The sequence below is a fragment of the Rhodococcus sp. NPDC127527 genome (assembly GCF_042672245.1).
GTDB lineage: Bacteria > Actinomycetota > Actinomycetes > Mycobacteriales > Mycobacteriaceae > Rhodococcus_G.
This window is the reverse complement of sequence record NZ_JBHXVP010000007.1, coordinates 130,594-145,939: the sequence shown is the minus strand read 5'-3', so window position 1 is coordinate 145,939 and position 15,346 is coordinate 130,594. Positions and strand designations below refer to the sequence as shown.

Below are 15,346 nucleotides of genomic sequence, written 5' to 3'. Positions count from 1 at the left end.
ATCGATTGGCAAACCCCGTCAGTTGACGAACGGGCTCAATGAAAGAAGCGCAGGTCCGAGATGGTCCCGCTGGCGACGAGCATTATGTAGAAGTCCGTGATCATCAGCGTGCCGAGCGTGGTCCAGGCCAGCTGCATGTGCCGGGTGTTGAGCCGACTGACCCACGTCCACAACCGGTAGCGCACCGGATGTGCCGAGAAGTGCTTGAGCCGCCCGCCGGTGACGTGCCGGCACGAGTGGCACGAGACGGTGTACGCCCACAGCAGGACGACGTTGACGACGATGATCACGTTGCCCAGGCCGAAACCGAATCCACCTGTGCTGCCGTGGAATGCGAGGACCGCGTCGTAGGTGTTGATCGCCGACACGATCAGCGCGACGTAGAAGAAGTACCGGTGCGAGTTCTGCACGATCAGCGGCAGCCGCGTCTCGCCGGTGTACCGGGAGTGCGGCTCGGCGACCGCGCACGCGGCCGGCGCCAGCCAGACCGACCGGTAGTAGGCCTTGCGGTAGTAGTAACAGGTGAGCCGGAACCCGAGCAGGAACGGCAGCGACAGGAACGCCAACGGAATCCACATCGGCAACTCGCCCACCCACACCCCGAAGTGGGTCGAGCCGGGCACGCACGACGCGCTCACGCACGGCGAGTAGAACGGCGTCAGATAGTGGTACTGGTCGACCCAGTACGCGGTCCGCACGAAGGACCGAACGGTCGCGTACACCACGAAGACCGCCAGTCCCAGCGCGGTCAGCAGCGGCGGACGCCACCACAGGTCCGTTCGCAGGGTGCGCGCCGCGATGGCGGCGCGGGCGGGCGAACGGACCCCGGTCGTCGATCTCGCCGGCGCGCTCACCGCTCGTGCGGGTGACCGCCGACGCCTTCGTCGTCAGCGCCCTGCCACAGCGACTGGTCGTACGGCCCCTCCGGCACCGCGACCCGCTCCGCCGCGGACACCGGATGGGCCAGGCGCGGTGGCGACTCGTCGAGGTCGCTCGCGTCGATTCCGAGCCGTTCCACGTCGTTGGCGAGCCGGCGGACCGCCGACGCGTCCCCGTACATGGTCCGCAACGAGCCCACGCACTGGCGCAGGTGACCGATCGTGCGGTGCAGCTCCATCATTTCGCTGGTGGACATTCGAACCTCCAACCACAGATGATGTGATGGCTCTCACAGTACGGCAGATGCTGTGCAGGCGTGTGCGATCCGAAGGGACACGAGACCATGCCGGAAGAAACCGTCGCGACCGGTCCGGACCTGCCGGCGGGCTTCGACTTCACCGATCCCGCCGTGTACGCCGACGGGGTCCCGCACGCCGAACTGGCCGCGCTGCGTCGCAGCTGCCCGGTGTGGTGGAATCCTCAGCCGCCCGGTGTCGGCGGCTTCCGCGACGAGGGGTACTGGGTGGTCACCCGGCATGCCGACGTCCGGGCAGTCTCCCGCGACAGCGCGCTGTTCTCGAGTTGGCGCAACGGCGCCCTGGTCCGGCTGCGGGACGACATCGACGACGAGACGTTCGAGATGCAGCGGCTGATCATGCTGAACAAGGACGCACCCGAACACACCACCCTGCGCAAACTGGTGGCCCGCGGGTTCACGCCCCGCGCGATCGAGAACCTGCGCGCCGCGCTCACCGAGCGCGCCGAGCGGATCGTTGCCGCCGCGGCCACACACGGGCGCGGCGACTTCGTCACCCAGGTCGCCGCGGAACTGCCGCTGCAGGCCATCGCCGAACTCATCGGCGTGCCGCAGGAGGACCGCGGCAAGCTGTTCGACTGGTCGAACGACATGATCGGCGACGACGACCCCGACTACGACCTCGACCCCCTCGACGCGATCTCGCAGCTCCTCGGCTACGCGTACGGGATGGCGGACGAGCGTCGCCGCTGCCCGGCCGACGACATCGTGACCACTTTGATCCAGGCGGACGTGGACGGCGATCACCTCACCCCGGAGGAGTTCGGATTCTTCGTGGTGCTGCTCGCCGTCGCGGGCAACGAGACCACCCGCAATGCCATCACCCACGGCATGATCGCCTTCCTCGACCACCCCGACCAGTGGGAGCTGTTCAAGCGCGAGCGACCCGCCACCGCCGCCGACGAGATCGTCCGCTGGGCGACCCCGGTGACCGCGTTCCAGCGCACCGCCACCGCCGACACGATCCTCGGCGGGCAGCGGATCCGGGCCGGCGACCGGGTCGCGATGTTCTACGCGTCGGCGAACTTCGACGAGGACGTGTTCGAGAACCCGACCACCTTCGACATCACCCGGGACCCCAATCCGCACCTGGGATTCGGCGGGTCGGGGGCGCACTACTGCCTGGGTGCGAACCTGGCGCGGCTCGAGATCGACCTGATCTTCGGCGCCATCGCCGACCACCTCCCGGACATCGCCCGACTCGGCGACCCGCAACGGTTGCGGTCGGGGTGGCTCAACGGCATCAAACACTTCCCGGTCGGATATTCGGGCGGATGCCCGGTGCCGCACTGAACGTGTCGCGACCGCCGGGTCACACCCGCGAACGCAGGTCCGTGGCGAGTTGTGTCACGGTTTCGGCCGCGCAGGTGCGGTTGTCGCCGACACCACCGGCCGCGCCGCGTTTCGCCCAGCCGACGACGTACAGTCCCTCGAGCGTCTCCCCGGTCTCGGGGGATATGACCTGTCCTCGACGGTTGGGCACGATCCCGCGGTTGTCGAGTGGGACGCCGTCGATCCGTTTGGTGGTGAATCCGGTGGCGCAGATCGCGGAGTTCGTGTGGAAGATCCGACCGGCGGTCGTGGTGACCGCGACGGTGCCGAGATCGGCCGTCGCGAGGTCGGCCACCTCCTGTTCGAACGACAAGACGATCCGTAGGGAACCCGTGGCGTCGGTCGGCAGGGCGTGCATACCGCGGACATCGGTGGAAGGCAGGTGCGACAGCTCACGTAGCAGCGAGCCGTCCCCGCCCGCGCGGGCCCCGCCACCCGCGCCGTCGATCAACACTTCGACCTGCTCGAGGTCGAGAAGCTCGTGGAATGCAGACGGAGTGAACGACGCGCAGTCCGCCGCCGACCGCGAGAGGACCACCAATTCTCTGACCCGTTCGCTCGCGGAAGCTCGGTGGCGGGTCTTCGCGACCCACCGGACTACATCGAAGGCGACGTTTCCCGCGCCGATCACGACGCACGCAGGTCCGGCAGGCACGGGCGGGTGGAAACCGGACCCGCAGTTCTCGGCGACCAGAATGTCGATGGCCTGGTAGATGCCCCCACTGGCGGTGGTGGGGCCGACTTGGCGCGGCAGTGAGGCTCCGCAGGCGAGTATCACGGCGTCAAATCTGGACCGGAGTTCGTCCATCGATACGTCCACGCCGACTTCCGTGTCGGGAACGACCGTGACGCGGTCGTCGCGGAAGGGCACGTCGAACAGTCGGATCATCTCGCGCACGCCGACGTGGTCGCGGGACACGCCCCGGTGCAGCAGCCCCCCGATGGTGTCGTACTGCTCGTAGACGGTGACACTGATCGACGTCGATCGCTGCAGGAGTTCGCGAACGGTGTACATCGCGGCCGGCCCCGACCCCACGATGGCGATCTCGAGTCTGTCGCTCGGGCCGGCCAGTGGCGGCTCGAAGACGGTGCGCGCTCGGGTCCGCGGCATCGTGGGGGCCTGCGCGAAGAACTCCCTGTTGCGGTGGGCATATCGGTGCTCGGTCGAGGTCAGCGCATGTTCGGGTTTGATGGCCGAGGCCGGGCACGCCTCGACGCACGCGGTGCAGTCGATGCACGAGTCGGGGTCGATGTAGAGCGTCTCGGCGGCGGCGAAGCCGTCCTCGCCGGGGGCGGGGTGAATGCAGTTCTGCGGGCACACCCGCACACACGAGGCATCCTTACAGCAATGCCCCAGGATGACGTGGGTCACGACGACTCCTACTCAGAGAAGATTTGATTTTCGGTAGATCCATCGAGCGCCGAAATTCAGCAGACCTTCTCTGCTCAGGAATTCGATGAACGGCTCCGCGGCCCTCCGGAACATCATCCGATGGTGTTCGTTCTGATCGATGTTCGACCTCACGACGTCCCAGTCGAGGCCGAGGTCCCCGTACACCCGACGATTGATCAGACTCTTCGCGATGAGGTGCGTTCCCACCGCGATGCTCAGGGTGCTCATGAATCGCCTGAAGCGGGAGACTCCGATCAATCGATCACGGATCTTCCGACGCGCGAACGCCATGTGCCGGGACTCTTCGACGACGTGGATGTAGGCGGCACGACGAATGGGCGCGGCGACGTCGTCGCTGGTCATCCAGTCGCGTTGCATGACGTCGAAGACCTCTTCGCCGGCGAGGACGACTCCGTACGCGACTTCGTCCCAGACGATGTGTCGGAACACCCAGCCGAAGAAGTCCAGCATGCGGTCGCGGGGATAGAACTTCGATCCGATGCTCTCGACGGCGTTGGCGAACATCAACGAGTGCAGGTTCTCGTCCGCGCACTCGTTGAAAAGGAATTTGATGTCGGGTCGTGCCGGATTCGCGCTGTGGCTTGCCCTCAGCAATGCCACCTGCAAACCCACCTCCAGCCAGATGCCGACGCCCAGGAATTGGGCCACTTCGCTTCGGGTGAGGCGGACGCGCTCCGACTCGGACATTTCGTCCCACATCGGGGTGCCGAAAAGAGGTGACCACTGCGGCGTCATGCCGTGACGTTCGTCGTCGCCGGGTTCCGACTGGTAGACCAGCGGACTCCGTGAATCGAAGGACAGCCGCTTGGCAGATTCCAAAAGGGTCCTGAATATTGCGTCGCTTTCGGAAGCCGTCATCCTTCCTAACTCCTCAATTCGGTTGCAATCGCATTTCGATTCGATCACTGCGTCAATATGGACACTCGGGTCAAGACCCGTGCCTCGTCACGCGGGCCGAGCATGGCCCGAATCATACGGGCGTCCCTGCCGGGGCGACGAATGGACTCTCCGCACCGAATATCAGCGGACCGCAACGGTTTTACCGGCGCCGGCCCCGAATATCGATTAGATGGAACCCGATAATGTAATTCTTGCCTGACGGAGGCCGGTTTTTCGACCGACGATCGCGGGCACCGGCCCGTCAGCGGTCCGTCTCGACGGACGGCGCCGCCGCTTCGAACCAGCGCGGGACCGCGGCCTCGAACCAGTCCAGCGCCTCTGCGGTGAAGGCGGTCCGGTCGAGCCGACCCGCACCCTCTGGGATTCGCCCCAGCAGCGGTACCCCGGTCACGTCCGTGAGATCGTCCAGGTTGCACCGCATCGCGAGGTCCGGCTCTGCCGGCCACGACCCGATCACCGCTCCCACGCACTCCACCCCGGCCTGCCGCGCCGCGGCCACGGTCAGGGCGCTGTGGTTGAGGGTGCCCAGGCCCGCCGCCGCGACCAGCACCACCGGAGCCTGCAGGTCGGCGGCCAGATCGGCGAGCGTGAACCCGCCGGCGCCGAGGCGCACGAGCAGTCCCCCGGCGCCCTCGACCAGGGTCAGGTCGTGGGCGGCGTCCAACCCGCGGACCGCCGCGACGACGTCGGCACGCTCGAGCAACGGCAGGCCGGCCCGCCGCGCCGCAGTGTCGGGCGCGAGCGGCTCCGGATAGCGGGCCAGCTCGACGACAGTGGTGACACCCGAAAGCCGTTGCACCTCGGCCAGATCCCCCGCCTCGTCGGGCGCGACGCCGGTCTGCGCGGGCTTGCACACCGCGACGGACAGACCCTCGGCGAGAGCACGAGCCGCAATCGCAGCCGTGGTCACGGTCTTGCCGACGTCGGTGGAGGTGCCGGTGACGCAGAGGATGCTCACGCGTGCGCCGCCGCGAGCACGTCGGTGAGCACCGACTCGATCACCCTCATGTCGGAGTCGGTGAGGTTCGCCCGTGCGGTCAGCCGCAGCCGCGACGTGCCTTCGGGCACGGACGGCGGGCGGAAGCACCCGACGTGCAGGCCGCGCTCGCGGCAGGCCTGCGCGGCGTCGTAGGCGACCTGTGGGTCGCCGAGGATCACCGACACCACCGCGGACTGCGGCTCGGCTGCGCCGGTGATGCGGGCGAGGTCGTGGGCGCGACCCAGCACCGCGGCGGCCCGTTCGGGTTCGCGACGCAGCACCGCGAGCGCGCCCCGCGCCGCACCGACCGCGGCGGGCGCGAGCCCGGTGTCGAAGATGAACGTGCGGGCGGCGTCGATCAGGTGCGCCCGGACCCGCTCGTCACCGAGCACAATTCCACCTTGCGCGGCAAGGGATTTCGACAGAGTGGCGGTGACCACGACGTCGGGCTGTCCGGCCAGGCCGACCTCGTGCACCAGCCCCCGGCCACCGACGCCGCGGACCCCGACGCCGTGCGCCTCGTCGACGAGCAGCAGCGCGCCGTGCTCGCGGCACACCCGGTGCAGTGCCCGCAGCGGCGCGAGGTCGCCGTCGGCACTGAACACCGAGTCGGTCAGCACGAGGGCCCGGGGTTCGCTGCGGGACGCGAGGGCTGCGGCGACCGCGTCGACGTCCGCGTGCGGCGTGACCACGACCCGCGAGCGCGAGAGCCGGCAGGCGTCGACGAGCGAGGCGTGGCAGCCGGCATCGGAGACGATCAGCGCGTCGCGACCGGCGAGCGCGGTGACGGCGCCGAGATTGGCGGCGTAGCCGCTGGCGAACACGAGTCCGGACTCGGCGCCGACGAAATCGGCGAGTTCGCGCTCGAGCAGTTCATGCTCGGAGGTGGTGCCGGTGACCAGCCGCGAACCGGTGGCGCCGCCGCCCCAGCGGCGCAGCGCGGCCGCCGCTGCGTCCAGCACGTCGGGGTGCCGAACCAGCCCGAGATAGTCGTTGGAGGCGAGGTCGACGAGCGCCGAGCCGGGGGTGCGCGCGCGCAGGGTGCGCCGCAGGCCGGCCGCGCGGCGCGCGTCGGCGATGTCGTCGAGCCAGCTCAGTGCCTGATCGTGTCCCACGATCCCGCACGATACGCGGTTACTTGAACGGTGTTCAAGTAGGCCGGTTCTGCTACCGCGCTCAGCACGCTCCCTGACTACGCGCGGCCGCGACCATCCCGGCCGCGATCGCCGCGACGTCCGACGGCGTGGCGACGAACGGCGGCATCGCGTAGATCAGCCTGCCGAACGGGCGTAGCCACACCCCGGCGGCGACGGCGGCGTCGGTGGCCGTGCGCATGTCCACCGGCCGTGCCATCTCGATCACCCCGATCGCCCCGAACACCCGCACGTCCGCCACACCGGGCAGCGCCCGGGCCGGCGCCAGCCCGGCCGCGAGCCCCTCGCGCACGGCCGCCACCTCCGACCGCCAGTCCCGCGAGAGCAACAGCTGCACCGCCGCGACCGCGACCGCACAGGCCAGCGGATTGCCCATGAATGTCGGCCCGTGCATGATCCCGCCCGCCTCCCCGGCACTTATCGCGGCGGCCACCGCCGACGAGCACAGGGTGGCGGCGAGGGTGAGGTATCCGCCGGTCAGCGCCTTCCCGACACACATCACGTCGGGCGAGACGCCGGCGTGGTCGGCGGCGAACAGTTCGCCGGTGCGACCGAATCCGGTGGCGATCTCGTCGAAGACCAGAAGCAGGTCGTGCTCGTCGGCCAGACGCCGCAGCTCGCGCAGGTAGCGCGGGTCATGGAAGCGCATGCCACCGGCGCCCTGCACGATCGGTTCCACGATGATCGCGGCCAGTTCGTGGCGGTGGGCGAGCAGGACGCGTTCGAACTCGGTGACGTAGGCCGGGTCGAACTCGCGCGGCGGGATCGGGGCGAACACCTGCCGGGTCAGCACGTCGGTCCACAGCGCGTGCATGCCGCCGTCCGGGTCGCAGACGCTCATCGGGGCGAAGGTGTCGCCGTGGTAGCCGCCGCGCCAGGTCAGCAGTCTGGTGCGCTCGGGGTGGCCGATCGCCCGCTGGTACTGCAGGCACATCTTGACCGCGACCTCGACGGACACCGAGCCGGAGTCGGCGAGAAACACCTTGTCCAGCCCGGCCGGGGTGATCCGGACCAGAAGTTCGGCGAGCCGGGCGGCCGGTTCGTGGGTCAGTCCGCCGAACATGACGTGGCTCATCTTCCCGAGCTGTTCGGCTGCCGCGGCGTCGAGCACCGGGTGCCGGTAGCCGTGCACCGCCGCCCACCACGAACTCATGCCGTCGACGAGTTCGCGGCCGTCGGCGAGGGTGAGGCGGGTGCCTCGGGCACTCTCGACGACCAACGGCTCGGTGGACGCCGGGAACGCCCCGTACGGATGCCACAGGTGTTCGGCGTCGATGGCGGAGATGCGGTCCGGCGAGTAGTGCTCGGCGGTGTTGGACTCGATGCTCACGCGGCCCGACGATAGCGACCACCGGAGATTCCGCCGACGCCAGGAGCCCGATCCGCCCGACGGCCCGAGCCCCGGCGTCGGCGGTCCGCGAGCGTCGACCTGCGTGCCGGGCGCACACATTCGTTGTCGTGACGTTCGTCCGGTGTTCACCCGGTAGCGTGCTGGGTCGTCCGCTCGCCGATGCGAACCGACCAGTCCGTAACCGTTCCGAGAGGACAGCGTGCCAGCCCGTACCACCGACCGATCTCTCGTCGGTCGCCCGCATCCCACACCGCATCCCACACCGGCCCACCGCACCGATCTCGACGGTCTCCGCGGACTGGCCATCGGCCTCGTCGTCGCCTACCACGTGTGGTTCGGGCGGGTGTCGGGCGGCGTCGACATCTTCCTCGCGCTGTCCGGCTACTTCTTCGTCGGATCTCTGCTGAGGACCGCCGAATCGACGCCGCGCCCGGACCCGTTGCCGGTCGCGCGGCGCGTCGCCCGCAGGCTGTTGCCCCCGCTCGTCGTCGTCCTCGGGGCGACCGTGGTGTTCACCGTGCTGGTCCATCCCGCGACCAGGTGGTTCGACACGGCCAGACAGACCGTCGCGTCGTTGCTGTTCTTCCAGAACTGGCATCTGGCGGACACCGCGAGCGACTATCTGGCGGCGGACCCCGCCGTCAGTCCGCTGCAACACCTGTGGTCCATCTCGGTGCAGGGGCAGTTCTATCTCGCGGCCGTCCTGGTGGTGTTCGCGATTGCGTGGTTCCAGCGGTCCCGCGGCCGTTCGATCCGCATGCCGGTCGCGGCCGTGCTCGGCATTCTCGCGGCCGTGTCGCTGACCTACGCGGCGACGAGCTCGCTGCCTCAGACGTGGCTGTACTACGACACCGGTGCCCGTCTGTGGGAGCTGCTCGCCGGCGGACTGCTCGCCTGCGTCGCGTCGCGGCTGCGGGTTCCGCGGGCCCTGCGGTCGGCTCTCGCCGTCGCCGCCCTCGCGATCGTCCTCGCGTGCGGACTGCTCATCGACGGACGATCCCAGTTCCCCGGGCCCTGGGCCCTCGTCCCGGTCGGTGCGGCGCTCACGCTGATCGTCGCGGGGTCGTCACCACACACCGAGGATCCGGTGACCCGCCTGTTGACGTCGAAGCCGCTGCTCCGCCTCGGCGCGATCGCGTACTCGCTGTACCTGTGGCACTGGCCGATACTCATCGGCTTTCTCGTCGTCGATCACCGACCGACCGCCGGACTCGTCGGCGGTGCCGTCGTCATCGCCGCATCGCTCGTACTCGCGGAGCTGACCACCAGGCTGATCGAGACGCCGATCCGCCGACCACCCTCCGCGGCCGACCGACGACGACCCGGGCTCGTCACGGCGGTCTCGCTGCTCGCGGCGGCCCTCCTGGTGGCGGCCGCGAGCTGGGCGGGGTACATCGACCGCCTGACCGCGCAGTGGGCGCAGCAGACCGAGCTCGACCCGGCGGACTATCCGGGCGCGGGCGCGCTCACCTCGGGCGCCGCGGTGTCGGCGCGCAGCGAACAGCCCTCGCGCTACGTCGCGCACGCCGACCTGCCGGCCCCCACGCTCGACGGCTGCATGTCGCAGCCCGGCCAGGTCGACGCCCTCACCTGCACGTACGGCGAGGTCGACGCGGAGCGGAGTATCGCCCTGATCGGCGGATCGCACGCGGAGCACTGGTTTCCCGCGCTCGACGTCCTCGCCCGGGAGCATCATTTCCGCGTCGAGACCTTCCTCAAGGTCGGCTGCCCGGCAAGGCTTCCGGTGGGGCCCGACGGCGAGGTCGGCGAGTGCGAGGACTGGACGTTCAACGTGCTCGACGCCCTGTCCGCCACTCCCCCCGACTTCGTGTTCAGTACGTCGACTCGTCCTCGGGACGACGCGCCCGGTGACTACCTGCCCGACTCCTACCTCGCGCTGTGGCACGAAATGGCGGACCGGGGCATGTCGTTCGTCGGGATTCGCGACACGCCCTGGCTGGCGCGGGACGGCGTCGACTACCGCGCCGCCGACTGCCTCGCCTATCACGGCGGTGACGCCGACTCGTGCGGCGTCGACCGCGCCTGGTCGCTCGACCCGGTCGACCCGGCGAGGGTCCAGATCGCTGAACTACCGACGGTGCACCTTCTCGACCTCTCCGACGCCGTGTGCCGCGCCGACCTCTGCAGAGTCGTCGAGGGGAACGTACTCATCTACCGCGACACGAACCACCTCACCGCCAGCTACGCGCGGACCCTGGCCCCCGAGCTCGGCCGCCAACTCGGCGCCGCGACAGGATGGTGGTGACGTCACCCGGTTCGCCGCCGATGATTCTCGGCAGTCCGGGAGGTCAACTACTGGACGTACTCGACGTCACCCGGAGGCCAGCCATGATTCTCGTTGCGGGAGCACTGCACATCGAACCGGCGGGACGCGCCGCCTATCTCGACGGCTGCGCCGAGGTCGTCGCGCTGGCCCGGCGCACCGAGGGTTGCCGGGACTTCGCACTGTCCGCGGACCTCCTCGACCCGGGCCGGATCAACGTCTTCGAGTGCTGGGACACGGAGGAACAGTTGCAGCATTTCCGTGGGTCCGGCCCGGATTCGGACCAGCAGGAGGCGATCGTGCGCGCGGAGGTCCACGAATACCGGGTGTGAACCGAGGAACGCGCCCGTCGCGCCGAGCGGGACGGGCGGGTGATCGCGCCGTTCACCCGCGGCTACGTGCCGTCGTCCATCCCGTCGGACCACGTCTTCCACGTCGGCGCCGGTCCGCGTCGGAGATCCTCGCTCGCGGCGGTGGTCACCGTCCTACGTGAATCGACTGGTGCTCGACTTCGTCGACGAGGGCTGATCACCTGCGTGCCATCGCCCCCGGGTTTCCGGAATCTCGACCATTACGTGGTGCGGTCGTTGATTAACTCCGGTCAGCTTCAGGATCGAATCAACGCACACTAAACCTGGAAGAGGCATTCAAGGACGATTCGGTACACAATGACCTCTAATTGTCCGCGACACCTCCAGAAAAATCCGGGCCGGCAGCCTATCTCGACGCACACGCAGGACGCGACAGTCAGAATCGTTGCCTTGCGATAACGTTCCCGTCCAACAGTCTCGATCCCAAAACACGCCAGTTCGCGGCAATATTTCCATTTCTGGTACGACCGTACAGTTAATCAGCGTTGACGCACCGTCCATTTACAGCAATTCAGCCGTAATTACTGATCGATTGCGCTACCTTGGGGCCGGATCGGGTCAACTGGACATCCGTCTAGGACGCTCGTCTAGGGCGGTCGCCTTCGGGCACCTGGACGTTCGAAGAGAGGGAAACATGACGAAGAGCAGTACCCTTCGCGCGGTCGGAGGCCTGAGCGCGTTCGCCGTGGCCGCCGGATTCGCGGCCACCGTCGGAGCCGGAACCGCAAGTGCGGCACCGGGTTCGGTCAGCTGGTCCGATGGCAGCAGCAACTACACCCGCACGATCAGCAATGTGAATCCCTCCGGCGGGGAGATCATCACCGTTTCGACCCAGTTCAAGCGGAACTACCTCGCGGGCGCCGAGAAGATCACGATGGTCCGGGACCAGCATCCGGCGTGCCTGACCTATGTCCCGGACTCGGCGCACATCGATGACGGCGGCCCGCTGTCCAACGTGACGGCGGTCGCGGACTCGGTCACGCTTGTGGGAGATCCCCTCACCACCGTCACAAACCCCTTCCTCCCCCCCGCTTTCTGGCCCACGTTCCACATTTCGTACAAGGTCGGCACCGACTGTGCGCAGGGTGTCGCGCTGGCGACGGGCCTGAACTACAACGGCAGCCTCGGCGCAGGCTCCTACCCCGGCAAGGGGCCGGCCATCACGGTGGGCAAGAACAACACGACGACGACGCTCGCGGCGGCTCCGGCCTCCGTGCAGCAGGGCCAGTCGGTGTCGCTGAGCGCGACGGTGACCGGCGGCGCTGACGGCAACACCGTCGAGTTCTACGAGGGTGCAAACAAGCTCGGCGAGGGCCACCTCGCCGCGGGAGTGGCGACGTTCGCGTGGACCCCGGCCGCGGAGGGCCAGTTCTCGGTGACCGCGAAGTTCCTGGGGACGGGGGCGGCAAACGAGTCGGTCTCGACTCCGCAGACCGTCACGGTCACCCCGGCCAACGTCAACACCCAGACCGCACTGACCGCGCCCGCGACCGCAGTCGTCGGTGAGGATGTCACCCTCACCACCACCGTCACCCCGTCCACCGCGACCGGCGAGGTCCAGTTCAAGGACGGCAACGTCAACGTCGGCGACCCGGTCACCGTCGTCAACGGCCAGGCCTCGATCACCCGAAAGTTCGATGAGGCAAGCACGCACAGCTTCACCGCGCACTTCACCGGCACCGGCCTGTACCAGAACTCCGTGTCGCCCGCGACCACGCTGACCGTCAAGGACGCCGACTTCCACACCACCACCACCGTGCTCGAGCCGGTCACCGCCACCGTCGGCGTCCCGGTGAACCTTGCCGCCACCGTCATGCCGATCCCGGACGCCGGCAAGGTCGAGTTCTCCGTCGGCGGCACCGTGGTCGGCACCGCCGACGTCGGCACCGGTGACGGCGTCGCGACCCTGCCGCACACCTTCGACACCGTCGGCACCGCGAACGTGACCGCCAAGTTCCTCGGCGCCACCGGCTTCACCCCCTCCACCTCCGCCGGGTTCTCGGTCACCGTGAAGGCGGTCGAGCCGAACCGCGAGGCCACGACCACCGCACTCGCCGTCTCCGGACCGGCCAAGGTCGGCCAGGCGATGACCTTCAAGGCGACCGTCGCCCCCGCCGGCGCCAACGGCACCGTCCAGTTCAAGGCCGGCACCACCGCGATCGGCGGCCCGGTGGCCGTCGTCGACGGCGTCGCGACCCTCTCGCACACCTTCGACACCGCGGGCACCTACGGCATCACCGCCGTCTTCACCGGCGGCGCGGGCTTCGCGGACTCCGTCTCGGGCCCGACCGTCATCGGTGTCACCGACGCCACCAACCCGGGCACCCCGGGCGGCGGCAGCGTCGACACCGGTTCGCTGTCCAGCCTGTTCGGCTCCTAGCCACCTCCCGCGTTCGGTCAGGTCCCGGGGCTGAGAGATCACGCCCCGGACCTGGCCGCGCAACCCAGACTTCCGTTCACTCGTAGGAGAACCTGTGCAGAACAAGAGAATTCGCCGGTTAGCTACACCGGTCACGGTCGGAGCAGTCGTCGGCATCACCGTGCTCGGCGGCGTCCCTGCCAACGCGACATCGTTCAACACCACGTTCAACAACACCTGCAAGATCACCCCGTCGGCCGTCGCCTCGCCGTCGACCGAGACGCAGGCAGCCTCGCTCGCGGTCGATGCACCGGACACGGTCAACGCCGGCGACGAGTTCGACGTGACGATCATTCCGCCGCCGATCAGCTTCCCGAACTCGTCCTCGGGTGCGAGCGTGCAGAACGTCTCGCGCGTCAAGATCGACGTGATGGTCCCGGACAACGCCGACTACCTCGGTGCGGACATCCTGCAGAACACGAGCGTCGGCCTCAGCGGTGTCGCGCCGAGCCTGTTGCGGGTCAACGAGAACGGCAACCCCGACCCGAACGGCACCGTCCTGCGCCTGTCGGGCAACAACCAAACCATCGGAAACGGTCCCAACTCCAGCAAGAGCTCGGAGGCCGGCATCGTCGCAAAGGCCACCTCCGGGGCCAACACCACCTTCCAGCTGCCCCAGGTCAAGGCGCATCTGCGGGCCCGCGGCGCCGGCGACGTCAGCCTCAAGCTGCGCACGGCCGGTGCCGCCGGAACGTTCGGGAACGACGCGAACTTCCTGACGTTCCTGCCGAAGGCGGTGCTGGTCATCACCGCGTGGGCGCCCACACAGTGCACCCCTCGGGACGGCGAGACCGCGCCCCTGAACGCCGGTGCCGGCCCGCTGTCGACGACCCGCATCATCGCGGCCGACGCGCAGACCACCACCACCGTCGTCGCCCCCGGTGCAGTCAAGAACGGAGCCGAGGTCACCCTCACCGCGAACGTCAACCCCGCCGCACCGGGCGGCACCGTCCAGTTCAAGGACGGTGACACCCCGCTCGGTGGTCCCGTGACCGTCGCGAACGGCACCGCCTCGACCACGCACACCTTCACCACCGACGGCGACCACGCCATCACCGCGGTGTACTCGGGAACGACCGGCTTCGTCGGGTCCACCTCGGCGGTCAAGACCATCAACGTCAGCACCGCCGACACCGTCACCACCGTCGCGATGACCAGCCCCGACACCGCGTTCGTCGACCAGGAGGTCAACCTGCACGCACAGGTCTCCCCGGCCGTGCAGGGCGGCACCGTCGAGTTCACCGTCGACGGCGGCGACAAGGTCACCGGCACCGTCGGCACCGACGGCGTCGCGGTCGCACCGTACAAGTTCACCACCACCGGCACCCACCGCGTCCTCGCCCGCTACTCCGGCACCGCCGGCGTCGCCGGCTCGGTCGCGCCGCTGTTCCCGGTCAGCGTGACCGTGGCCCCGCCTGCGGCCGTGCACACCACCACCACGCTCGACCCGGTCGGCACGATCACCAAGGGCAGCCCCGTCACGCTGAAGGCGACGGTCGACCCGGCGAACGCCAACGGCAGGGTCCAGTTCAAGCTCGGTGACACTCCGCTCGGTGCCCCGGTGAACGTGGTCAACGGCGTCGCGACGCTGCCCACCACCTTCGACGCATCCGGAACCTTCAGTGTCACCGCGGAGTTCATCGCCTCGGCAGGTTTCGTCGACTCGGCGTCCGCGCCGCAGACGCTGACCGTCCCGGGTGCAACCGACCCGGGCCCCGGCGGCAAGGGCAGCCTGGAGAGCATTTTCGGCTCCTGATCGACACCGGCCCGGGACGGCTGAAGTAGTCCCGGGCCGGAGCAACAGTCTCAGTAGCAACGGGGGCGGGGGGGGGCCCCCCCCCCTCACCCCGCAATCTCCCCTCGGGGGCTGTTTCAGGTTTGCGCACCCCCCCCCCGAGGCGTTTCTCGTCCTACGCCGTGCCTGTCGCGGCCAGCTCTGTGCCGGAG

At 68.9% G+C, this 15,346-nt stretch carries 12 protein-coding genes; 5 read left to right on the top strand and 7 right to left on the bottom strand.

All coding sequences use genetic code 11. The annotated features are described in order from the left end of the window. Window positions 1-35 precede the first annotated feature (35 nt). Entirely contained in the window at window positions 36-854 is an 819-nt protein-coding gene (locus ACFVH2_RS14165) for a hypothetical protein (RefSeq protein WP_378424965.1), read from the bottom strand. Next, window positions 851-1,135 carry a hypothetical protein gene (locus tag ACFVH2_RS14160; protein WP_378424966.1) on the bottom strand — a complete coding sequence of 95 codons (285 nt, stop codon included), beginning with the start codon at window positions 1,133-1,135 and terminating at the stop codon, window positions 851-853. Before ACFVH2_RS14160 ends, ACFVH2_RS14165 begins: the two co-directional genes overlap by 4 nt. Before the next feature lie 87 nt (window positions 1,136-1,222). On the opposite strand from ACFVH2_RS14160, the gene ACFVH2_RS14155 reads away from it, so the two are divergent. Continuing rightward, on the top strand, window positions 1,223-2,488 hold the full coding sequence (locus ACFVH2_RS14155) for a cytochrome P450 (protein ID WP_378424968.1): 1,266 nt from the start codon (window positions 1,223-1,225) through the stop codon (window positions 2,486-2,488). A 19-nt stretch (window positions 2,489-2,507) separates the two neighbouring features. On the opposite strand, the gene ACFVH2_RS14150 is transcribed toward ACFVH2_RS14155, so the two are convergent. The 5 genes from ACFVH2_RS14150 to ACFVH2_RS14130 all read right to left on the bottom strand — a co-directional run bounded on the left by ACFVH2_RS14150 (window position 2,508) and on the right by ACFVH2_RS14130 (window position 8,304). Continuing rightward, window positions 2,508-3,899, bottom strand: a complete 1,392-nt coding sequence (locus tag ACFVH2_RS14150) for an FAD-dependent oxidoreductase (protein WP_378424970.1) — start codon at window positions 3,897-3,899, stop codon at window positions 2,508-2,510. A 12-nt stretch (window positions 3,900-3,911) separates the two neighbouring features. Next, window positions 3,912-4,799, bottom strand: a complete 888-nt coding sequence (locus tag ACFVH2_RS14145) for a diiron oxygenase (protein WP_378424972.1) — start codon at window positions 4,797-4,799, stop codon at window positions 3,912-3,914. Between the two features lie 283 nt (window positions 4,800-5,082). Next, window positions 5,083-5,799, bottom strand: coding sequence for a dethiobiotin synthase (bioD, locus tag ACFVH2_RS14140; RefSeq protein ID WP_378424974.1), 717 nt, complete (start codon window positions 5,797-5,799; stop codon window positions 5,083-5,085). Next, window positions 5,796-6,935, bottom strand: coding sequence for an 8-amino-7-oxononanoate synthase (locus ACFVH2_RS14135; protein ID WP_378424976.1), 1,140 nt, complete (start codon window positions 6,933-6,935; stop codon window positions 5,796-5,798). The genes bioD and ACFVH2_RS14135 overlap by 4 nt, the downstream gene beginning before the upstream one ends. A 61-nt stretch (window positions 6,936-6,996) precedes the next feature. Further along, window positions 6,997-8,304, bottom strand: coding sequence for an adenosylmethionine--8-amino-7-oxononanoate transaminase (locus tag ACFVH2_RS14130; protein ID WP_378424978.1), 1,308 nt, complete (start codon window positions 8,302-8,304; stop codon window positions 6,997-6,999). A gap of 220 nt (window positions 8,305-8,524) precedes the next feature. Between ACFVH2_RS14130 and ACFVH2_RS14125 the strand changes: the two genes are divergently transcribed. From ACFVH2_RS14125 to ACFVH2_RS14110, 4 genes are all read left to right on the top strand, one after another. Then, complete coding sequence (locus tag ACFVH2_RS14125) at window positions 8,525-10,591, top strand: acyltransferase family protein (protein WP_378424980.1); 2,067 nt, start codon at window positions 8,525-8,527, stop codon at window positions 10,589-10,591. A gap of 83 nt (window positions 10,592-10,674) precedes the next feature. After that, the gene (locus ACFVH2_RS14120; RefSeq protein WP_378424982.1) at window positions 10,675-10,941 is read left to right on the top strand and encodes a putative quinol monooxygenase; all 267 of its coding nucleotides are present in this window, start codon (window positions 10,675-10,677) and stop codon (window positions 10,939-10,941) included. A 673-nt stretch (window positions 10,942-11,614) separates the two neighbouring features. Further along, a complete protein-coding gene (locus tag ACFVH2_RS14115) occupies window positions 11,615-13,360 on the top strand; it encodes an Ig-like domain-containing protein (RefSeq protein WP_378424984.1) in 1,746 nt (581 codons plus the stop codon). A 94-nt stretch (window positions 13,361-13,454) separates the two neighbouring features. Further along, complete coding sequence (locus tag ACFVH2_RS14110; protein ID WP_378424986.1) at window positions 13,455-15,155, top strand: Ig-like domain-containing protein; 1,701 nt, start codon at window positions 13,455-13,457, stop codon at window positions 15,153-15,155. The last annotated feature ends 191 nt before the right edge of the window (window positions 15,156-15,346 follow it).

Excerpts from the sequence above, each read along its gene's own strand:
- ACFVH2_RS14160 (WP_378424966.1), bottom strand. The coding sequence starts at position 1,135 with ATGTCCACCAGCGAAATGATGGAGCTGCACCGCACGATCGGTCACCTG.
- ACFVH2_RS14155 (WP_378424968.1), top strand. The coding sequence starts at position 1,223 with ATGCCGGAAGAAACCGTCGCGACCGGTCCGGACCTGCCGGCGGGCTTC.
- ACFVH2_RS14145 (WP_378424972.1), bottom strand. The coding sequence starts at position 4,799 with ATGACGGCTTCCGAAAGCGACGCAATATTCAGGACCCTTTTGGAATCT.
- ACFVH2_RS14120 (WP_378424982.1), top strand. The coding sequence starts at position 10,675 with ATGATTCTCGTTGCGGGAGCACTGCACATCGAACCGGCGGGACGCGCC.
- ACFVH2_RS14115 (WP_378424984.1), top strand. The coding sequence starts at position 11,615 with ATGACGAAGAGCAGTACCCTTCGCGCGGTCGGAGGCCTGAGCGCGTTC.